This window comes from Sphingomonas sp. P3_C5 (assembly GCF_056402635.1).
Map to the genome: position 1 here is coordinate 661817 of NZ_JBFUHA010000001.1, position 19823 is coordinate 681639.

The 19823-nt window shown below is 63.8% G+C and carries 17 protein-coding genes; 7 read left to right on the top strand and 10 right to left on the bottom strand.

Annotation, left to right across the window (positions count from 1 at the left end):
• Nucleotides 1–14: 14 nt before the first annotated feature.
• Complete coding sequence (locus tag AC1DVS_RS03215; protein ID WP_478020196.1) at nt 15–833, bottom strand: SDR family oxidoreductase; 819 nt, start codon at nt 831–833, stop codon at nt 15–17.
• Nucleotides 834–954: 121 nt separating this feature from the next.
• Here AC1DVS_RS03215 and AC1DVS_RS03220 point away from each other — a divergent pair, with 121 nt between their 5' ends.
• The gene (locus AC1DVS_RS03220; protein ID WP_478020197.1) at nt 955–1713 is read left to right on the top strand and encodes an SDR family NAD(P)-dependent oxidoreductase; all 759 of its coding nucleotides are present in this window, start codon (nt 955–957) and stop codon (nt 1711–1713) included.
• Between the two features lie 61 nt (nt 1714–1774).
• On the opposite strand, the gene AC1DVS_RS03225 is transcribed toward AC1DVS_RS03220, so the two are convergent.
• The gene (locus AC1DVS_RS03225; protein WP_478020199.1) at nt 1775–2788 is read right to left on the bottom strand and encodes an NADP-dependent oxidoreductase; all 1014 of its coding nucleotides are present in this window, start codon (nt 2786–2788) and stop codon (nt 1775–1777) included.
• A 150-nt stretch (nt 2789–2938) separates the two neighbouring features.
• Here AC1DVS_RS03225 and AC1DVS_RS03230 point away from each other — a divergent pair, with 150 nt between their 5' ends.
• A complete protein-coding gene (locus AC1DVS_RS03230) occupies nt 2939–5230 on the top strand; it encodes a TonB-dependent receptor (RefSeq protein WP_478020200.1) in 2292 nt (763 codons plus the stop codon).
• A 69-nt stretch (nt 5231–5299) separates the two neighbouring features.
• Nucleotides 5300–6064 carry an SDR family NAD(P)-dependent oxidoreductase gene (locus tag AC1DVS_RS03235; RefSeq protein WP_478020201.1) on the top strand — a complete coding sequence of 255 codons (765 nt, stop codon included), beginning with the start codon at nt 5300–5302 and terminating at the stop codon, nt 6062–6064.
• Nucleotides 6065–6099: 35 nt separating this feature from the next.
• Here AC1DVS_RS03235 and AC1DVS_RS03240 read toward each other — a convergent pair whose 3' ends face one another.
• Nucleotides 6100–6513, bottom strand: coding sequence for a nuclear transport factor 2 family protein (locus tag AC1DVS_RS03240; RefSeq protein ID WP_478020203.1), 414 nt, complete (start codon nt 6511–6513; stop codon nt 6100–6102).
• 141 nt (nt 6514–6654) lie between these two features.
• On the opposite strand from AC1DVS_RS03240, the gene AC1DVS_RS03245 reads away from it, so the two are divergent.
• A complete protein-coding gene (locus tag AC1DVS_RS03245) occupies nt 6655–7824 on the top strand; it encodes an acyl-CoA dehydrogenase family protein (RefSeq protein WP_478020205.1) in 1170 nt (389 codons plus the stop codon).
• A 631-nt stretch (nt 7825–8455) separates the two neighbouring features.
• Here AC1DVS_RS03245 and AC1DVS_RS03250 read toward each other — a convergent pair.
• The 7 genes from AC1DVS_RS03250 to AC1DVS_RS03280 all read right to left on the bottom strand — a co-directional run bounded on the left by AC1DVS_RS03250 (nt 8456) and on the right by AC1DVS_RS03280 (nt 16302).
• Nucleotides 8456–9220 carry a GntR family transcriptional regulator gene (locus AC1DVS_RS03250; RefSeq protein ID WP_478020207.1) on the bottom strand — a complete coding sequence of 255 codons (765 nt, stop codon included), beginning with the start codon at nt 9218–9220 and terminating at the stop codon, nt 8456–8458.
• 153 nt (nt 9221–9373) lie between these two features.
• Nucleotides 9374–9835: a c-type cytochrome gene (locus AC1DVS_RS03255; protein ID WP_478020208.1), complete on the bottom strand. Its 462-nt coding sequence runs from the start codon at nt 9833–9835 to the stop codon at nt 9374–9376.
• A gap of 2 nt (nt 9836–9837) precedes the next feature.
• Complete coding sequence (locus tag AC1DVS_RS03260) at nt 9838–11937, bottom strand: outer membrane protein assembly factor BamB family protein (RefSeq protein WP_478020210.1); 2100 nt, start codon at nt 11935–11937, stop codon at nt 9838–9840.
• A 196-nt stretch (nt 11938–12133) separates the two neighbouring features.
• Complete coding sequence (locus AC1DVS_RS03265; RefSeq protein WP_478020212.1) at nt 12134–13147, bottom strand: SMP-30/gluconolactonase/LRE family protein; 1014 nt, start codon at nt 13145–13147, stop codon at nt 12134–12136.
• 17 nt (nt 13148–13164) lie between these two features.
• Nucleotides 13165–13494 (bottom strand): c-type cytochrome, encoded by a 330-nt coding sequence (locus tag AC1DVS_RS03270; protein WP_478020214.1) that lies wholly within the window; start codon nt 13492–13494, stop codon nt 13165–13167.
• 37 nt (nt 13495–13531) lie between these two features.
• Nucleotides 13532–15421 carry a pyrroloquinoline quinone-dependent dehydrogenase gene (locus AC1DVS_RS03275; protein ID WP_478020216.1) on the bottom strand — a complete coding sequence of 630 codons (1890 nt, stop codon included), beginning with the start codon at nt 15419–15421 and terminating at the stop codon, nt 13532–13534.
• On the bottom strand, nt 15418–16302 hold the full coding sequence (locus AC1DVS_RS03280; RefSeq protein WP_478020218.1) for a cupin domain-containing protein: 885 nt from the start codon (nt 16300–16302) through the stop codon (nt 15418–15420). Before AC1DVS_RS03280 ends, AC1DVS_RS03275 begins: the two co-directional genes overlap by 4 nt.
• 194 nt (nt 16303–16496) lie before the next feature.
• Between AC1DVS_RS03280 and AC1DVS_RS03285 the strand changes: the two genes are divergently transcribed.
• From AC1DVS_RS03285 to AC1DVS_RS03295, 3 genes are read left to right on the top strand one after another with little or no spacing between them, the layout of a single operon-like run.
• Nucleotides 16497–17822, top strand: a complete 1326-nt coding sequence (locus AC1DVS_RS03285; protein ID WP_478020219.1) for an MFS transporter — start codon at nt 16497–16499, stop codon at nt 17820–17822.
• A gap of 26 nt (nt 17823–17848) precedes the next feature.
• Nucleotides 17849–19036: a CaiB/BaiF CoA transferase family protein gene (locus AC1DVS_RS03290; protein WP_478020220.1), complete on the top strand. Its 1188-nt coding sequence runs from the start codon at nt 17849–17851 to the stop codon at nt 19034–19036.
• Nucleotides 19033–19812, top strand: coding sequence for an enoyl-CoA hydratase (locus AC1DVS_RS03295; RefSeq protein ID WP_478020221.1), 780 nt, complete (start codon nt 19033–19035; stop codon nt 19810–19812). The genes AC1DVS_RS03290 and AC1DVS_RS03295 overlap by 4 nt, the downstream gene beginning before the upstream one ends.
• The last annotated feature ends 11 nt before the right edge of the window (nt 19813–19823 follow it).

Sequence of the window (19823 nt, forward strand, 5' to 3'; positions counted from 1 at the left end):
GCAGGCTCCGCGGATCAGGCGGCGCCGGCCGCGCGCATGATGCTCGCGGTCAGCTCTTCGCGCGTCGGGTTGCGCCGCAACGTCAGACCGCCATTCACCTGCAGATTGTCTCCGGTCATGAAGCACTCGTCGCTGCACAGCCAGACGGCGGCCGCGGCAATATCCTCCCGCGTGCCGATGCGCCCCAGCGGATAGCTCGGCACGAAAGCCTCGGAGAGGCCGGGGAGGTTCACTGCTTCGGCGGTCATCGGGGTCTCGGTCAGCCCGGGCGAGATCGAATTCGCGCGAATGCCCTCGGCACCGAACTCATGGGCGATGCAGCGGATGATATGATCAGTGCCCGCCTTGGTGCCCATATAGGCGGCATGGTCGTTCAGCATGATCGTCGCCGTGGCCGAACTGATCTGGACGATCGCGCCGCCACGTCCACCATGGCTGATGCCCATCTTGCGTATCATCGCCTGGAAGAACTGAAACGGACCGATGAACTGCAGCGCGGTGATCGCCGCCAATTCCGCGGCGTCGGTCTCGAGGAACGGCTTGAGCAGGCCCCAGCCGGTGGCATTGATGGCGATGTCGATGCCGCCCAGTTGCTCCACCGCGCTATCGGCAAGCGCGCTGACGCTTGCCGCGTCGGTCAGGTCGCAGGCCGACCATCGGCAGCCGGTTTCCGCCGCGAAGGCCTGCAGCACATCGTCCTTCCGCCCGGAAACGAGGACCTCTGCCCCTTCGGCGATGAAGCGCCGGGCGATGGCCTGGCCCATATTGTCGGGGCTGCTGGCTCCGAGGATGACAGCCTTTTTGCCTTTGAGGCGCACGCCGATCTCTCCCATGGTCTATGCCAGGGCTTGCTATCACGCGGGGCGGGGCCGGCATCCTCACGAAAAAAACAGTGGTTGTGCCGGCCGGCCGCGCCGACAAGCGCAACACGACGTATTCTATAAGGAATTGATCATGGACCTTGGCCTGAAGGGCAGGAAGGTCATCCTGACGGGTGGCAGCCGCGGCATCGGCCGGGCGGCGCTGGAGATCTTCGCGGCGGAAGGCTGCGACATCGCCTTTTTCTCGCGCAATCCGGAGCAGGTGGCTGAAACCATCGCTTCGCTGTCGCGTCACGGCGGCAAGGTCATCGGCGAGGCCTTTGATATGTCCGACCTCGCCGCATATCCGGACTGGCTGAAATCGGCCGCGGAGCGGCTGGGCGGATGCGATATCTTCGTCCCCGGCGCCAGCGCCTCGGGCTCCGGCGCCACCGGTGATTGGGACGCGTGCCTCAACACAGACGTCAAAGGTACTGTGATCGGCTGCGAGACGCTGGAGCCATATCTCGAAAAATCCGGATCGGGCGCGATCGTGATCATGTCGAGCACCGCCGCTGTCGAGACCTTCATCGTCCCCCAGGCCTTCAACGCCATCAAGGGCGCGCTGCTGACCTATGCCAAGCAACTCGGCCAGGCGCTCGGGGCAAAGGGCATTCGCGTCAACGCGGTCTCGCCGGGGCCGATTTCCTTTCCCGGCGGCAATTGGGAAGCGATCAAGGCCGCCATGCCCGAACTCCATGCCGCCACCGAGGCGCAGTTCGCACTTGGCCGCTGGGGCGGGCCGGAGGAAGTGGCCAGGACCATCGTGTTCCTCGCCAGCCCGGCGTCATCCTATACCACCGGCACCAATGTCGTGATCGACGGCGGCTACACCAAACGCGTCCAGTTCTGACGCGTCCGGCAGCGCCCTGAGCTTGCTCGGGGCGCTGCCGGCGTTTCCGCAGACTCGCCTATCAGGCGATCTTCAGCACGAGCTTGCCGGTATTGGTGCCGTCGAACAGCCGCATGAAAGCCGCATAGCTGTTCTCCAGGCCATGCTGCACATCCTCGTCGATGCGCAGCCGGCCCTCGGCGACCCATTGGGTCAATTGCGCGCCACCCTCGGCAAAGCGATCGGCATAGGCCGAAATCAGAAAGCCATGGATCGTCGCCTGGCGCGCCAGCACCTGCCACAGGTTGCGGATGCCCGCCTTTTCCGGTGCATTATATTCGCTGATCAGGCCGCACAATATGATCCGGGCGTTGAGCGCCAGATTGAGGAGCTCGGCGTCCATGACATCGCCGCCGACATTCTCGAACACCATGTCGGCGCCGCCGGGCGCCGCGACGGCGATCTCGGCCGCAAGCTGCTCGACCGATTTACCCTTGTAATCGATCGCCACGTCGAAGCCATATTCCTCGATCAGCCGGCGGCACTTCTCCGGCCCGCCGGCGATGCCGATGACGCGGCACCCCATGATCTTGCCGATCTGCCCGACCACTGAGCCTACCGCTCCGGCAGCCCCCGATACAAGCAGGGTCTCGCCCGCCTTGGGCTTTGCCACGTCCAGCAGGCCGAAATAGCCGGTCACGCCGACCGCGCCGATGGTCGAAAGGAACTGCGAGGGCGACGCCACCTGAGATATGTCGATCTTCATGGTGAAGCCGCCGGGCTCAGCCGCCGAATACTCCTCGAGCGCGTTGAGCCCCACGACCCAATCGCCCGGCTCGAACGCCGGATTGTCGGACGCGTGGATGGTGCCGACGGTGGTTGCGCGTACCGGCGCGTCAAGCGCGATCGGCGGCATATAGCTCGGCACATCGTCCATCCAGCCACGCTGGGCCGGGTCGAGCGACGCATAATGGTTGCGGACGACGAAGCCGCCCGGCGGCGGCGCGGGAATGGCCTCCTCGACCAATCTGAAATCGGCCATCACGGGCGCGCCGTGCGGGCGGCGGACCAGCAGAAAACGACGGTTCAGCGCCACGACCTTCTCCCTTTCGGTAGAGGTCGTGGTCGCGTGCCGGTGTCGCTCCCGCACCTGCGAGAAGTGCTAGTTAAGCGTCCAGCCAATCACGCGCATAGCGAAAGGAGAAAAAGACAGGCCGCCCAATCGCGCCTGAACGGGGGAGTAGATATGAAGATCAACCTTGGCCGCCCATCCATACTGACCGCCCTTTCGACGACCGCATTGCTGGCATTGTCGGCGCCTGCTCTTGCGCAGGAACAGACTCCGCCCGCCGAAAGCGCTCCGGCCGAAACCGCCCCGACCGGATCGGACGCGAACGACATTGTCGTCACCGCGCGTCACCGCGACGAGACGCTGCAGAACACGCCGGTCGCGATCACCGCGATCAATGGCGCGATGCTCGAGAACAAGGCTTCGACGAATATCGGCGATCTGCAGGGCGCAGCACCGAACCTGCTGATCACCCAGCAGAATTCAGGCGCACAGGCGGCCAATCTTTCGATCCGCGGCCTCACCTATGCCGATATCGAAAAGTCGCAGGAGCCGACGGTGGGCGTGGTGATCGACGGCGTGTTCGTCGGTACCAATACCGGCCAGCTGCTCGACTTTTTCGACATCGATCAGCTCGAAGTGCTGCGCGGCCCGCAGGGCACATTGTTCGGCCGCAACACCATCGGCGGCGTGATCAACATCCGCCGTACGCGCCCGACCATGGAGACCGGCGGCAAATTCGAAGGCACCTATAGCAGCTTCAACAGCTGGGCCACACGCGCCCTGCTGAATGTGGGCGATGGCGAGTCCATTGGTCTCAAAGGCTGGTATTTCCACAACCAGAGCGATGGCTTTTACCACAACGCCATCACCGGCAAGCGTGCCGGCGGCTCGAACAACGAGAATTTCGGCGCCTCGCTCCTGTTCAAGCCCAAGGGCAGCGATTTCGATGCCCTCTTGACCGTCGAAAAGCTCGACCAGACTTTTGAGCCGGTCAACAGCAACATCGCGGCGACCGGCGAGCTTTTCTGCGTCTATGAGCCTGCGAACGAGTGCAATCGGAACACCACGTCCGATCTCTATACCGTGTTCAACAGCCCGGCCACGAGCCACTATAGCGCGCCATCCGCGAGCCTCGAGATGAACCTCGATCTTGGTGGGGTGAAGCTGACCTCGATCACCGGCTGGCGCAAATCCTCTGAATTCCAGACCCAGGATTTCGACGCCTCGAGCACGGATCTCTATTACACGCTGCGCACGCAGAATTACGAGCAATGGAGCCAGGAGCTGCGCGCCGCGGGCAAGCTCGGATCGACCTTCGATTATGTGGTCGGCGGCTATTATTTCAGCTCGCATTATGATCTCGTCCAGCACGTCCGCCTGTTCGCCTTCAATGCGGCGCTGAGCCCGCTGGTGGCGGATACGAACGCGCAGACCGTGGTCGGCCGGACCACTTCCTATGCCGTTTTTGGCGACTTCAACTGGGCGTTTATGGACAAATGGCGCCTGTCCTTCGGCGGCCGCTACACCCAGGATAAAAAGGAGCTGGACAACAGCTTCGCCCAGAGCGGCGTGGTCGGCAATGGCCGCGGTACCTTCAAGAAGTTCACGCCGAAGGTCGGTATCGACTTCCGTCCCGATCGGGACACGATGCTCTATGCCAGCTGGTCGCGCGGTTACCGCTCAGGCGGGTTCAGCCCTCGCGCCGCCACGGTGGCGACCGCCAGCCAGCCCTATCAACCCGAAACCGTCGACAGCTATGAGGCAGGCGCGAAGCTCGATCTGTTGGGGCGCCATCTCCAGTTCAATCTCGCCGCGTTCATTTCGAAATATAACAGCCTCCAGCAAAGCACCACGATCCCGGGCGGCCCGAATGGCAACCAGACGGTCACCACCAATGTCGGTTCGGCGACCATCAAGGGTATCGAGCTGGATGCGACAGCGCACCCCGTGCACGGCCTGAAGCTGAGCGCGACCGCGGCGTACATGGACTCGCATTTCAAGAACTTCATCACCGGCAACATCTATAACGGCGCGATCGTCCCCTTCGATTATTCGAAGAACAACCTGATCTACGCCCCGAAGTTCAGCGGTTCGCTCGGTGCGGAATATACGCTGGACACCGGTTTCGGCAGCGTGGCGACCAGCGTCGGGCTGCGCCATATCTCGCCTTATGATCAGCAGATCTCGCTCGGAGCGCTGACTCCGGTCACCACCTCGGGCGTCGTCACCTCGGTGATGGTCAATGGCAATGATCCCCGCGTCCGCACCCAGACCCAGGATCTCGTCGACGCCAGCATCACCGCGCACTTCGATATCGGCCATACCCAGGCCTATGTCACTGTGTTCGGCCGCAACATGCTCAATCAGAAGCGGATGAGCGCTGCCTTCACCGTTGCCGGCCTGTGGTCGTTCGCCTCCGCGATCGAGCCGGCCAGCTATGGCGGCACGATCGGGTTCAAATTCTGATCTGAAGTAAGCTGTCAGGACTGCGCAACCGCCAGCGGCGGTTGCGCCTTTCCGCTAAAGGAGCATCGCATGGATCGTCTCGCTGGAAAGATCGCGCTGGTGACCGGAGGAGCCTCGCTTCCTGGCCTGGGCAGCGCCACCGCGCAACGCTTCGCTGAGGAGGGCGCCTTCGTCTACGTCACTGATCGCGATGCGGAGGGGGCGGAACGGGTCGCAGCCGGCATCCGCGCCGCGGGCGGCGATGCACGGGCGCTCGCGCACGATGTCACCAGCGAGCCTGATTGGGATCGGGTGATGGCCACGATCGATATCGCCCATCGCCGCATCGACATCGTCGTCAACAATGCCGGCATCGCCGTGCTGCGTCCCATAGCGGATTTGACGGCCGCGGACTGGCAGCTGCAGAACGACGTCAATCTCAACAGCGTCTTCTATGGAACGCAGCGCGCGTTGCTGGCGATGCGTGCGCTCGGCCAAGGCGGCTCGATCATCAACATATCATCGGTGGCGGGGCTGTTCGGCGTTCCGTTCTGCGCCGCCTATGCGGCGGCAAAGGGCGGCGTGCGGCTGTTTTCCAAGGTGGTCGCCATTGAATGTGCGAAGGACAAGATCCGCTGCAACACGGTCCATCCCGGCATGATCCTGACCAACATGCAGGCCGTCGCTGAGGTCGACAATGCGGTCAATTATGATGCGACGCTGGCAATGATCCCGATGGGATATATGGGCGATCCCCTCGACATCGCCAATATGAACCTGTTCCTCGCCTCAGACGAAGCGCGCTATATCACCGGTGCCGAATTCGTCGTTGATGGCGGCATGAACGCCCAATAACGCGCGAGCCTATCAGGGCCGATCGCGCACTAAGGTCAGCCGTGCCGGTGGAGGTAGCGAAACGCGCGGCGTTCGAACAACCATCGGCCATCGACGCGCACGCACGCGTCATCATAGAAGCCGCGATCGCGCTTGGTGACGCCGGCGTGATCATAGACCTCGGATGTGTAGCTGCGCACCGTCGCGCGCTCGCCCTCCACTTCGATCGATCCCGGCCAGGCCTGGAACACCAGGCCAGGAAAGCCTTTCATCGCCTCGGTCCACATCGCGACGATGGCGTCACGCCCCTTGATCGTACCGATCTCGGGAAAATCGAGCAGCGTCCACTCCGAATCCCCGGCCCAGGTCGCGGCCCAGGCAGCGGCGTCGCGCTGAGTCACTGCGTCGGCATAAGCATCGAGAAGGTCGCGGATCGCGAGGCGATCTTCGGCGGGGCCGGTGAACGGCATGGCGTGGTCTCTCCTGATCTTTCCACTGACGCTAGCGCCCGCGCAACGGTCGCAAACCTGCGTGATGTGACAGGTGATTGTTCCAATATCCTGTGGAATAGCTGCCACCAATCAGCCCCCTGAACTGGAATTGGATCGCCGATGAGCGAGCGCGCATCAGACATCGCGGCAAGAGTCGAAGCCTTTGTGCGGTCGGTCGTGCTTCCTTATGAGCAGGATCCCAGGGCCAAAGGCCATGGTCACGGCCCGCTCGATGCGCTGGTCATGGAGATGCGCGAAAAGGCGCGTGCTGTGGGCCTGTTGACGCCGCACATCATGCCAGACGGCAGCCATCTCACCCAGCGCGAGACGGCGCTCGTTCTCATCAAATCGGGGCTGTCGCCGCTCGGCCCGCTCGCCCTCAACACCATGGCGCCCGACGAGGGCAATATGTACCTGCTCGGCCATGTCGGCAGCGCCGAACAGAAAGCGCGCTTCCTGAGACCGATGGTCGCGGGCGACGTACGCTCGGCCTTCCTGATGACGGAGCTCGCCGCGGAGGGCGGCGCCGGATCCGATCCTTCGATGATGCAGACGATGTGCCGCCTCGACGGGAACCACTGGGTCATCAACGGCCGCAAGGCGTTCATCACCGGCTATGACGGGGCGAAGGTCGGTATCATCATGGCAAAGTCGGAAGACGGCGCCTGCATGTTCCTGGTCGACCTGCCGGATCCGGCGATCCATATCGATCGCATTCCCGATACCATCGACAGTTCGATGCCCGGCGGCCACGCCACGCTCACGATCAGCGATCTGCGGGTCCCCGCCGATCAGATGCTCGGCAAAAGCGGAGAGGGCTTCAAATATGCCCAGATACGCCTCGCGCCGGCGCGGCTGTCGCATTGCATGCGCTGGCTCGGCAGCTGTATCCGCGCGCAGGAAATCGCCACGGCTTATGCGTGCCGGCGACAGGCCTTCGGCAAGCTGCTGATCGACCATGAAGGGGTCGGCTTCATGCTGGCTGAAAATGCCATCCTGCTCAAACAGGCCGAGCTGATGATCGACTGGTGCGCCGGCGTGCTCGATGGCGGATCGCTCGGCACCGCCGAAAGCTCGATGGCCAAGGTCGCGGTGAGCGAAGCGCTGATGAAGATCGCCGATAATTGCGTGCAGGTGATGGGCGGATCGGGCGTGACCGGCGATACCATCGTCGAGCAGGTCTTTCGCGAGATCCGCGCCTTCAGGATTTATGACGGCCCGACCGAGGTCCACAAATGGAGCCTCGCCAAGAAGATCAAGCGCGATTTCCTGGAAAAAATACCCGGCTGAGTGCCGGTGCCACGTCGATGCTTGAGAGCCGAATTCGATCAGCTTTACCCGTCATGCCGGACTTGTTCCGGCATCCACTGAGCCGGGTCCCGAACATCCGAAACTTAGAGAATGTGGCCCGGTGGATCCCGGAACAAGTCCGGGATGACGACTGACGTAACCCGATCAAACTCGACCCTAAGAGCTGCCTGCAGCGGGGCCGACGCTGGTTTCCGTCGCTCGATTCAATCGCAGTCCGAACTGTTGCACTGTGCAAACCGGACGGAGCGTAAAATCTCCGGCTACGCTCTTTCACATGACGGTCGAAACTTCGGTGTTCCGGCTGTCCCTGTTCCTTCCCTGTTACGGGCGCGGCTCTCCCTGTTAATTCCAATACCTCTCCCTGTTATCTCCAACACGCCTCCCTGTTATTCAGTAACAGGGAGAGCGCCTTTCAAGGCATTGAATCATCACGCTAAATTTGCCGAAAAAATCCAACAAAAGGCCCAAAATCGGCCGAAAAAATAAAATCTTCCCTGTTAATTGCCGATAACAGGGAGAAACTGCGCTTTTCGAGCGCATCGGCAGGCGTCGGATCGGCCCTTGTGCGAAGGACTCTGTCTGCATTGGCCGTCGGATCGGGATGCCGGCGTTAAATGCCGCCCCGCCGTGCCGGGCTCGCCGCCCGCGGTTCGGGCGATGTCCTGGCCGCGATCCGGATCGACGCTTCTTCCATCCTGATCCGTGAGCGCTCCAGATGAGTCCGCATCGCTGCCTCCGCCGCGACCGGATCGCGCGCGATCAGGGCGTGGATGATCTCGGCATGTTCCTGCGCTGCTTCCTGCGGCGCGTTGGTGTTGAACAGGAAGCGGAAGATATGAAGATGCATGTGCAGCCGGGCGATCGTGTCGGCGATCAGCGGATTGCCGCTGCCGGTCGCAACCAGGCTGTGCAGCATCGCATCGGCCTCCGCGAAGCGGGCATAGGCGCCGCCCGTCTCGGCCTGGATGCGGTCCATCTCCGCTTCCATCGTCGCGAGCTGGCTGAGCGTCTCGTCCGTCATCGATTCCGCTGCGCGCGCGGCGGCATAAGGCTCGATCAACTGGCGCAACACATAAAGGTCGTTCACTTCGGACGGCGTCATCTGCGCGCTCGCGTGATAGCCGACATTGGGCACCTTGATGACGAGCTTTTCGGCCTCGAGCCGGCTCAACGCCTCGCGGATCGGGGTCTGCGAAATGCCGAGCTTTCGCGCCACGGCATCGATGCCGATCCGCGTCCCCGGGGCGATCTCCATCGACACCAGCATCGACAGCAGATGCTCGTGCGCCCAGGCGACGAGCGTCGGCACCGGAGCGGGCCGGGGCGATCGATAGCCAGCCGGGGCATAGGGCGAAGGGGAGTCGGGGTTTTCCATAGCGTCTCAAACTGCAACGGCGCGAAAGCGTCCACTTTGGCGCTATAGGATATCCGATCGAATCGCGAAAGAAGGATCGCACGACGCCCAGGCGATCATCGCGTCACCTTCCGAGCTGCCGGCGCCCACAGCAGGCGCCGTGCCGCTCAATGTTCAGCCGGCTGGCTTGGTACCGAGTATCTTCGTTCCTGTCATCAGCTGCGGGTCGGTCGGCAATGGGGTGGTGCCGGCCGGAAAGCCATTGGCCTGGAGCATGAAGGCTTCGATATCAGACACGGTCTTGCCGCTCAGGCTGCCCGGGTCGCTCGCCGGCATCGTGTCATGAATCCGCGAGAACAGCTCGCCCGTGGTCGTGCCGTTCCAGTTGTTGAGAAACACGCCGCCGCTGAGCGGTGGTGCTGAATCGCCGCCGGTGAGTGCCGGCCCGTGGCAGGCGGCGCAGTTCGTCGCATAGGCTGCCTTGCCCCGCTCCGCCTGCTCCGTCGTATAGGCGCCGCCCCAGACGCTGTTCGCCGCGCTCTGCGCATTGGTGGCAACCGCGGTCGTCATTGCGAACACGCCGGTCGCAGCCAGCAAGGCGGTCCGGCCGCGAGGGATTTTCCAGGAAATACGCATACTCAACTCTCCTTGGGCAATTTGAACGCGACCAGCTCGCCACTATAATTGCCCCCGCCGATGGCGACGACGATATATTGCCGGCCCCGCAGCATATAGGTCATGGGCGATCCGCTTTGCGGCGCGGGGATATAGACCGCACCCTTCTCCTCGCCGGTCGCCTTGTCATAGGCGCGCAGCATCGCGCCGCGCACCCCTTGCGGGTTGGTGAAGAAGCCGGACTCGCCGCAGATCACCAGCGTCTTGGTGCACAGCGGGCCGAGATTGCCCTCGCGGCCGGTGCGGGGAATCTTCAATCCCTTCAGCTTCGGGTGGTTGCGGATATTGTCCGGCGTCTCGCCGTGGGCGATCTGCCAGGCGATGTCTCCCTTGGTCAGGTCGATCGCGGTGATGCGGCCATAAGGCGGCTTGATCAGCGGCAGGCCCTGGATGCTCATCGGCCCCGGCCTTGGGAGTCTGGGCCCGCCAGGTGGAGGCGGTGGTGGCGGACGGAAGCCGCCATTCTCGTTCGCGGCGCCCATCGCACGCTGCGGCTGGGGCGGCAGGCCGGCCAGCCCATGGACATAGGCGAAATCCGAGACATTCTTGTCGGTGCTCGGCACGATCCCAACCAGCTGCATCGTCGTCTTGGAATATACATAGACCTTGCAGGTTTCGGGGTCGTAGCAGCCGCCCGGCCAGTTGGTGCCGCCCTGCAGGCCCGGCGAGATCAACGTGCCGAACGGGCCGCCCGGCTTGCTCAGGGTCGGCGGCGTGTAGAGCGGGCCGGTCACATAGTCCTTGATGAACGCAAGCGCCTCGGCGTGCAGTTCGGGCGTGAAGTCGATCAGATCGTCCGGGGTCACGCCCTGGCGGTCATAGGCAGGCGGCTTGGTCGGGAAGGGCTGGGTCGGCGAATACCATTCGCCGGGCACGTCACCCGCCGCGACCTTGCGCTCGACGATCGGCCAGATCGGCTTGCCCGTCTCGCGGTTGAGCACATAAAGGAATGCCTGTTTGCTCGGTTGGGCGAGCGCCTTCACCATCTTGCCGTCATGCGGGATGTCGCAGAGGATCGGCGCGCAGGGGATGTCGCGGTCCCACAGGCCGTGATGGACGAACTGATAATGCCATTTGCGCTGGCCGGTCATGATATCGACCGCAACCAGCGATTCCCCGAACAGCGCCGGGCCGTGACGGTACAGGCCCATCTCGTCGCCGGTCGGCAACTCGACCGGCAGATAGACCAGGCCGAGATCCTCATCGGCCGACATCTGCGCCCAGACGCCGCCATTGCCGGCCTGGTCGGCGTTGCCGTCGAGCCAGGTGTCGTACCCGAACTCGCCCTTTTTCGGGATGGTGTGGAAGATCCACAGCCTCTTGCCGGTCTTGATGTCGAAGGCGCGGACATAGCCCTTGGTATTGAAGCGCGTCGTCGGCACATCACCCGCGGTGTGGGAGGCGCCGACGACAATGACATTCTTCACCACCAGCGGCGTCGCGTGCAGCCCGACATCGGCGGTCAGCGGATCGATCTCCTGGTCGAAGTCGGTCTTGAGGTCGATCACCCCCTTGTCGCCGAAATTGGGATCGGGAACGCCGGTCGCTGCATCGAGCGAGACCAGCCGGTATCCGGTGGTCACGAACAGGACGCGTTCACTGGTGCCGTCGGTCCAGTAGGAGCAGCCATGCCCGGAGAGCTGGCGCGGCGAATTGGCGGCGCGCTGGCCCTCGTCCATGCGGTACATCCACAGCATTTCGCCGGTGGACGCGTCGAGCGCGACGCAATCCCGGCGCGCGCCCGCAGTCAGGAACAGCCGCCCTTTGACCAGCAGGGGCGTTGCCTCGAACTGATATTCCTTGCGGGCGCCAAGCGCGTCGGTCTTGAAGCGCCAGGCGACCTCGAGATTGTTGAAATTGTCCGCGTTGATCTGGTCGAGCGGGGCGTAGCGCGTATTGGCCTGATCGGCGGCATAGTGGCGCCACTCAGTGTCGATCTTCGGGTCGTGCGGCGGGATCGGCGGCGGCATCCAACCGGACCCGCGCTGAGCGAAACCCGCCTTGGCCAGCAGCAAGGTGGCGCCGGTGCTCAGCAATAGGTTTCGTCTGGATAGGCTCGACATTCGACACTCCTGAAGCAGGCACTCTTTCGCTGCCCTGAATAGCGGCTAGCACAGCCGGAAGCGTGATCCTATAGGATATATTATAAGTGTTCGAGGCGAAGCTTCGCAGGTTCCATGGCACAAAAAAAGGGCAGAGCGGCGCTAGCGCGACGCCCTGCCCAGGTATTCCCGACCTTGGAGGGGCGGGAGGGGGAAGCTAGCGTCGATAGAGCGGCATATCGCCTGCCACCTTGAGGTGGATGCGGTACACGCTGGTCGACGCCGTAATGTAGAGATCGCGGTAGCCCGGGCCGCCAAAGCCCAGATTGGCTGCGACTTCGGGCAGCTTGATTTGGCCGAGCAGCTTGCCCTTGGGTGTGAAGATGCGGATGCCGCCCGGCCCTGTGCTCCACACATTGCCGCGCGCATCGGTCTTGAGCCCGTCCGGCCCGCCCCGGCCCATGCTGCGATCGTAGGCAAAGAAGATGCGCGGGTTGGAGAGCTTGCCGCCCGGGCCGACATCATAGGCGCGGGTGAACATCTCGGGGCCATAGCTGTTGACGTAGAAGGTCTTGCCGTCGGGCGAAAAGGCCAGGCCGTTGGGCAGCTTCAGGTCGGTGACCATCGGGGTCAGCTTGCCGTTTGCATAGCGATAGACCGCCGCAAAAGGCTGTTCGAGCGGCGGCGAGGGATCCATGTTCATCGGCCCGAAGGGCGGATCGGTGAACCAGAGCGCGCCGTCCTTTGCGAAGACCAGATCGTTGGGGCTGTTGATCTTCTTGCCGTTATAGGTGCTCAGGAACGGCTTGATATTGAGATTGGCGTCAAGCCGCGAGATGTTGCGGCCACCCTGCTGGGCATAGAGGACCGTACCATCCTTGTCGGTCACCATCGCGTTCGGCCCCACCGTCTTGCCCGGCTTGGGATTGGGATAGCCGCCGGCATGGTCGACCAGCAATTCCACCTTGCCGTCCGGCGTGACGGCACGGATCTCCTCGCCGCCGACGTCCGAGAACCATAACCGGCCCTGCCGCCACATCGGGCCTTCGATGAACTTGAAGTCGGTCGCGACCTTCTCGATGCTGGTGCCGGGCGCGATCAGCGCGTCGAGGCCGGGGTCGAGACGTTCGATCTGCGGTGCTGCCGGTGCGGCCGCCTCCTGCGCCGGCGCCGTGGCGGCCAGCGTCATCGCGCTTCCCAACGCGAGCGCGAGTGTCAGTGTGAGCTTCATAGTCTCCCCCTTCATCTTCATTTCGCCGCAGGCTTTGCCTGTGCCGGGAAGTTCTCGGCGAGATAGCCGATCACGACATTGGCCTCGTCCGGCGACAGATCGGCGCCGCGATCCACCATCACCTGCACGGTCGCGGCCCAGTCCTCAGGGCTGCGGCGCTGGCCGAACACGGTCGCCGTCGTGTGGCAGGCGCTGCACTTCTCGTTGATGATCACGAGGCCAGGCCCCGGTGGCGGCGCGGGGGTGGCGGCGGGTGGCGGCGCAGCCGGTGCCGTCTGCGCTTCGAGCCCGCATGTCGCCACCACGGCAAAGCCCAGTACCATCACGCCTGTCGCAAGTTTCTGCATCCTGAGCATCTCGAACCGTTACTCCAACTGATTACCGTTACTTAGGGAGCGCAAAGGCGAGCACTTCGTCGCTCGATACCGGCGAGCTGTTGAATCCACCCGTATCGACCGCAGCGACATATTGCCGTCCGCTCTTGCCCCGGTAGGTCATGGTCGAGCCGTAGATCGAGGCTGGCAACGGCGCCGTCCAAAGCAGTTTTCCGGTGCGCGTATCGAAGGCCCGCATCTTGTTCTCGTCAGTGCTGCCGAAAAAGGCGAGGCCCGATGCCGTCGCGATCGGCGCGCCCGAGCTCAGCCGGCCGGTGTCGCGCTTGCCTTCGGGCAGGCTGTCGGTGGTGCCGAGCGGCCGCCGCCAGGCGATCGTGCCTTTGCTGACATCGACTGCGATCAGCTCGCCCCAGGGCGGCGGGCCGCACGGCGTGCGCGTCTCGCGGTCCATGAAATAGACATAGCCGCGCGCCAGGTCCCACGAGCCATTCGCCTGTTTGGCGAGCTGTTGCGGGCTCGCCAGCGAATTGACGTTGACGATATAGAGCCCGCGCTGCGGATCGAAGGCGCCGCCGCCATAGTCGATCCCGCCCAGGCTGCTCGGGAAGGATGCGATCGCTGAATCGGCCCGGAGCGGCTGGAACATCTTGCTCGAGACGATGTGGAAATCGTCCACCATCTTCTGGCAGCGTTCCTTCAGCTCGGGCGTGATCGCGGCCATGTCGGCCATCTCCATCGACAGCCGGGTGAGCGGCGGCGGTGCCGACGGCATTGGCTGGGTCGGCGATGGCTGCTCGCCGGGAATATCGGTGTCGGTCGGGACCGGCACTTCCTTCACATCGTAGATCGGCTTGCCGGTCACCCGGTCGAGGATGAACATGATCGCCATCTTGCTCATCACCGCGATCGCCGGAATCGTGTGCGCCCCTTTCTTCACGTCGATCAGGGTCGCGGCGGGCAGATCGACGTCCCAGATGTCGTGATGGACGACCTGGAAATGCCAGAGATATTTCCCGGTTTTCGCATCGACAGCGACGATCGAGTTGCCGAACAGATTGTCGCCCTTGCGGTCGCCGCCCCAGCGATCGAACGCCGGCGCCGCGATCGGCAGATAGGCGATGCCGCGCTTCTCATCGACGACGATCTGGGTCCAGACATTGACGCCCGAGCGGTTCTTCCAGCTGTCGCCTTCCCAGGTCTCATGCCCGACTTCACCGGGCTGCGGGACGGTATGGAAGGTCCAGACGAGCGCGCCGGTTCGCGCGTCCCAGGCGCGAACATCGCCCCTCGCACCGAGCGACGGTGACTCCTGCACCCGCGATCCGGTGAGGATCAGGTCGCCGTAAATGGCGGGTGGACCCGACATGCCATATTGCGACCGGGGATTGCCGTTCATCACCTCGGGCGTCTTCATGTCGACGATCCCGGCGGTGCCGAAGGTCGGAACCGGAACGCCGGTCGCGGCGTCGAGCGCGATCAGCCGGCCGCTGCGGGTGCCGAACACGATCTCGGGTTTCGCGCCCTTCGTCCCCGGCCAATATTGCACACCCCGGGTCGAGGCCTGGTCGCGCTGTGGCATCTGGTAAGTCCAGACTTCCTTGCCGGTATCCGCATCCAGCGCGACGATCTTCCCATAGGGCGAGGGGAAATACATCACGCCCTTGATGACGATCGGCGTCGCCTGCGAAGACGAGAAGCCGGTCATGCGAAAGCCCGGGGGCAGGCCCGGCGGCAAGGGCGGCGGCACATAGCCGGCGGGACGCATATGATAGGTCCAGGCGACCTGGAGCTTGCTCACATTTTCCGGCGTGATCTGCTTGAGCGTCGAATAGCGGGTCGCGCCCTGGTCATTGCCATAGCTCGGCCAGTCGCTGTCCGCCGGCGCGGCTTGAGCTGAAACGGCGATCGCGGCGCTTGCGAGGAAGAAGATGCGCTTCAACGGGCGGCCCTCGGGCGCGGCGCCGAGGCGGCGATAAACGCAGCTTTGGTCGTAAGATCGCGGGCGACGCCAATGATCATCATGTCGAGCGGTGCCGATCCTGTGGAGCGCATCGACCGCGATTGGCCGATATCGACGGGGATAACGTCGCCGGTATGAATGGCCGCTGTCTCCGCGCCAACCGTCACCTCGCCGTCGCCCGACACTATGAGATAGACCTCGCTCATATCCGGCATCGACCGCGCGCCGATCGAGGCGCCGGCGGGGATGCGGAGATGATCGACATAGGACCAGGCTGTCGCGAACACGCTCGGCTCGAGCGTGCGGCGGAACATCACGGTTCCCGTGCCGCCGTCCATTGCCTGGACCGGCTTCAGCAGCGCCGGATCGAAACGCGCCGAGATGAACTGCGGGATCGGGTCGAGCGGCACGCCGACGCGCGGATCGTCGAGGTTGAACGCGTCATAGAGCTTGGTCAGGCCGACATTGATGTTGACCCATTGCAGCGGCTTGTCGGTCGCATTGTAGATGGCATGGGCATGCCCCATCCGGTCGGGAACCGCCGCGGGGCCTTTCAGCAGGGAGGTGCGCCCATCGATGGTGAACTGCGCCTCGCCATCGAGGATCACGAACATCTCCTCGCAATTGTTATGGAAATGCTCGCCGATCCCGCTGTGCGGCGCAATCACGCCGCGATGGACGAAGATCAGATTGGTGCTGAGCGCGTCGGTGCCGAAGATCGGGGCGAAATCCATCGAGCCTGCGCCATTATGGACGGCTTCAAGGTGGCGGAATTTGCTCGGATCGGTATGCCCGATCCGCTGCGCCAGGGGCTTGGCGGGCGGCACGGATTGCGCGCCGGCAGCCGCAATCGATAGCATGGGCGCAATCAGCGCGCATGCAAGTCGGTGCTTTCTCAAACCATCTCCCCTAAGCCTCTGACTGGTCGCCTGCGTCGCATCCGGACCCGCCGTTGTTCTTTGTTTATAGCGATGCTAGCAGGGTGCAATATCATATACAATATGATCCTGCGGCGATAAGCGGCAGGGGAGAACAGGGGCGAGGAGACCGCAAGATGATGGCCACAAGCACGGCGGCAGCACGAGGTTCGCGGGTGCGAGTCCTGCTGATTTTCATGCTGTTCCTGCTGAGCGCAGTCGCGTTCCTCGATCGCACCAATATCTCGGTCGCGGGCGTGCAGATGCGGCAGGAATATGGGATCGATCAGATCCATCTCGGCTGGGTCTTCAGCGCCTTCCTGATCGGCTATGCGGCGTGCCAGGTCCCGGCGGGCTGGCTGGCCTGGCGCTTCGGGCCGCGTCGCGTGCTCACCGTCGCTCTGGTCTGGTGGGGCGTGCTGTGCGTCCTCACCGCTCTGGTCTCGCCGCAAGGCGCGCATGCCCTGATGCTGCTGATCCTGGTCCGCTTCGCGCTCGGCGCTGGCGAATCGGTGATGTACCCGGCCGGCAACCAGTTCATCTCGCGCTGGATCCCGGTGCAGGAGCGCGGCAAGGCCAATGGCTGGATCTTCGCCGGCGTCGGTGCCGGCTCGACGCTCAGCCCGCCGCTGATCACCGCGATCATCGCCGCCGATGGCTGGCGCGCCGCTTTCTATGCCTGCGCCGGCATCGGCCTAGTCGCCGGCATCGCCTGGTTCCTGCTCGCGCGCGATACGCCCGAAGAACATAAAGAGGTGTCGCCAGCGGAGCTTGCCCATATCCATGCCGGGCTCGTCGCCCCCGGTGCGCCCCGCACGGCGCTGCCCTGGGGAGCGATCCTTTCCAGCGGCAATGTCTGGGCTTTGTTCTTCAGCTATTTCGCCTTTGGCTATGTCGCCTGGATCTTCTTCAGCTGGTTCTTCATCTATCTCGCCGAAGCGCGGCACGTCGATCTGAAGGCGAGCGCCTTTTACAGCATGTTGCCGCCGCTGATGATGATGCTTGGCTGCCTGTCCGGCGGCTGGATCAGCGACCGCGTCACGGCGGCACGCGGCCTGTATCTCGGCCGCTCGGGGCTCGCGATCCTGTCCTTCGCATTGACCGCCATCTTTGTCGGGCTGGGGTCGATGGCGCAGAGCACCGGGCTTGCGGTGGTGGTGCTGGCGGGCGGCGCCGGCGCGCTGTATCTCTCGCAAAGCTCCTTCTGGTCGGTCAGCGCCGATATTGCCGGGCCGCATACCGGCGTGGTGGCCGGGTTCATGAATATGGGTTGCCAGATCGGCGGCGCATTGACCTCGTCGCTGACGCCCTGGATCGCGGCCCAATATGGCTGGACGGCGGCGTTCGGCGTTGCTGGTGCGCTGGCGGTGGCGGGCGGGCTGATCTGGGCCCTGGTCAATCCAAACCGACCGCTGGTGCCAAATGCCGGGCATGGCGCTGATGCAATCGAGGCGATAGCCTGAACATGACGAACAATGAGGACTCATCAATGACGACGTTGCCGCTCGCCGGAATCCGGGTGCTCGATATCTCCCAGGTCATGGCGGGCCCGTTCTGCTGCATGCTGCTCGGCGACATGGGGGCAGACGTGATCAAGGTCGAGCCGCCCCGGGTCGGCGATTCGACACGCCATTCGATGGGTTTTCGTCTGAAGGGCGAGGATAGCCCCGGCTTCCTCGCGCTCAACCGCAACAAGCGCAGCATCACGCTCGATCTCAAGGACGAGGCCGATCGCGAAGTCCTTTACGCACTGGTTAAGTCAGCGGACGTGCTGGTCGAGAACGCCCGCCCCGGCGTCGCCGCGCGGCTCGGCATGAGCTATGAGACGCTGAGCGAGATTAACCCGAGGCTGGTCTATGCCAGCATCTCGGGCTTCGGCCAGACCGGCCCCTGGGCGCAGCGCCCGGGCTTCGACCTCATCGCCCAGGCGATGTCGGGGGTGCTGAGCTCGAACGGCTTCCCCGGCATGGAGCCGGCCAAGAATTCGATCGCCGTTGCCGATCTCGGCGCCGGCCTGTTCTCGGTCTATGGCATTTTGAGTGCGATCATCGGGCGCGAAAAGACCGGCAAGGGCCAATATGTCGATGCGTCGCTGCTCGAAGCTGCGCTCGGCCTGTCGATCTGGGAGACGACCGAGCTCTGGGGCACCGGCACATCGCCCCAGCCGATCGGCTCGGCCAACCGCATGTCGGCGCCCTATCAGGCAGTCCAGGCCTCGGACGGATGGTTCGTGATCGGTGCGGCCAATCAGGGCCTGTGGTTGACCTTCCTCAAGGTGCTTGGCCGCGAGGAGCTGCAGGAGGATGTGCGCTACAACACGAACGCGGTGCGGGTGGCGAACCGCCTGTCCCTGATCGCCGATCTCGCGCCGACCTTCCTCACCCGCACAAGCCAGGAATGGATCGACGCGCTGCTCGCAGCCGGAGTGCCCGCCGCGCCGATTCTCGACTATGGCGAGGCCGTGACAAGCGAACAGGCGGTGGCACGCAACATGGTGCAGGAGATCGCACATCCGGTCGAAGGGAGCTTCAAGGCGCTCGGCTTCCCGGTGAAGATGAGCGGCACGCCGCAGGAGGTGCGCTTCCCGCCGCCCCTGATCAACGAGCATGGCGACGAAATCCGTCGCGAGCTCGAAGAAAAGGGCCTTTTGCCCGCAGCTCGGGCCGCGGCGGAATGAGCGGCCAGACCATTCTCAAGCGCGACGGCGCCATCGCGCATGTCCGGTTCGACAATGTCGCTGCCCATAATGCGCTGACGCATCAGATGTGGGTAGATCTTCACGATATCTGTGTCGGCCTCGCCGCCGACCCGGGCGTCCGTGTGGTCACGTTCCGCGGTACCGGCGGCAAGGCTTTCATTTCGGGAACCGACATCAAGGGTTTCGCCGATGTGAGGACCGGCATGGACGGTGTCGCCTATGAGAATGAGATCGACATCTTCATGCGCTCGATCGACAAGATCCCGGCGACGACGATCGCGATCGTCGAGGGCTGGGCCGTGGGCGGCGGCATCAATATCTCAAGCGCCTGCGATTTCCGGATCGCAACCCCGAACGCGAAGTTCGGATCGCCGATCGGCCGCACCATCGGCAATTGCCTGTCGAGCAGCAGCTATGCCCGGGTCGGCGGTGCCGTCGGCATCCAGATCGCGAAACGCATGGTGCTGCTCGGGGAGATGATCACCGCGCAGGAACTGCTCGACAGCGGCTTCCTCTACAAGATCGTCGAGCCCGAAGAGCTGGATGCCGAGGTCGACATTCTGGTTCAGCGCGCGGCCGAGAACGCCCCGCTCACCACGCGGACGACCAAGGAAGCCATCCGCCGGATGACCTTTGACGGCCTGCCCGACATTCAGGACCTGATCGCCCGCGTTTACGGCAGCAACGACTTCCGCCGCGGCGTGCAGGATTTCCTCGCCAAGACGAAGAAGACGCCGAACTGGTCAGGCGACTGAGCACTCACTCG

Excerpts from the sequence above, each read along its gene's own strand:
- AC1DVS_RS03240 (WP_478020203.1), bottom strand. The coding sequence starts at position 6,513 with ATGCCGTTCACCGGCCCCGCCGAAGATCGCCTCGCGATCCGCGACCTT.
- AC1DVS_RS03285 (WP_478020219.1), top strand. The coding sequence starts at position 16,497 with ATGATGGCCACAAGCACGGCGGCAGCACGAGGTTCGCGGGTGCGAGTC.
- AC1DVS_RS03255 (WP_478020208.1), bottom strand. The coding sequence starts at position 9,835 with ATGCGTATTTCCTGGAAAATCCCTCGCGGCCGGACCGCCTTGCTGGCT.
- AC1DVS_RS03290 (WP_478020220.1), top strand. The coding sequence starts at position 17,849 with ATGACGACGTTGCCGCTCGCCGGAATCCGGGTGCTCGATATCTCCCAG.
- AC1DVS_RS03270 (WP_478020214.1), bottom strand. The coding sequence starts at position 13,494 with ATGCAGAAACTTGCGACAGGCGTGATGGTACTGGGCTTTGCCGTGGTG.
- AC1DVS_RS03235 (WP_478020201.1), top strand. The coding sequence starts at position 5,300 with ATGGATCGTCTCGCTGGAAAGATCGCGCTGGTGACCGGAGGAGCCTCG.
- AC1DVS_RS03245 (WP_478020205.1), top strand. The coding sequence starts at position 6,655 with ATGAGCGAGCGCGCATCAGACATCGCGGCAAGAGTCGAAGCCTTTGTG.
- AC1DVS_RS03280 (WP_478020218.1), bottom strand. The coding sequence starts at position 16,302 with ATGCTATCGATTGCGGCTGCCGGCGCGCAATCCGTGCCGCCCGCCAAG.
- AC1DVS_RS03260 (WP_478020210.1), bottom strand. The coding sequence starts at position 11,937 with ATGTCGAGCCTATCCAGACGAAACCTATTGCTGAGCACCGGCGCCACC.
- AC1DVS_RS03250 (WP_478020207.1), bottom strand. The coding sequence starts at position 9,220 with ATGGAAAACCCCGACTCCCCTTCGCCCTATGCCCCGGCTGGCTATCGA.
- AC1DVS_RS03220 (WP_478020197.1), top strand. The coding sequence starts at position 955 with ATGGACCTTGGCCTGAAGGGCAGGAAGGTCATCCTGACGGGTGGCAGC.
- AC1DVS_RS03265 (WP_478020212.1), bottom strand. The coding sequence starts at position 13,147 with ATGAAGCTCACACTGACACTCGCGCTCGCGTTGGGAAGCGCGATGACG.
- AC1DVS_RS03295 (WP_478020221.1), top strand. The coding sequence starts at position 19,033 with ATGAGCGGCCAGACCATTCTCAAGCGCGACGGCGCCATCGCGCATGTC.
- AC1DVS_RS03230 (WP_478020200.1), top strand. The coding sequence starts at position 2,939 with ATGAAGATCAACCTTGGCCGCCCATCCATACTGACCGCCCTTTCGACG.
- AC1DVS_RS03215 (WP_478020196.1), bottom strand. The coding sequence starts at position 833 with ATGGGAGAGATCGGCGTGCGCCTCAAAGGCAAAAAGGCTGTCATCCTC.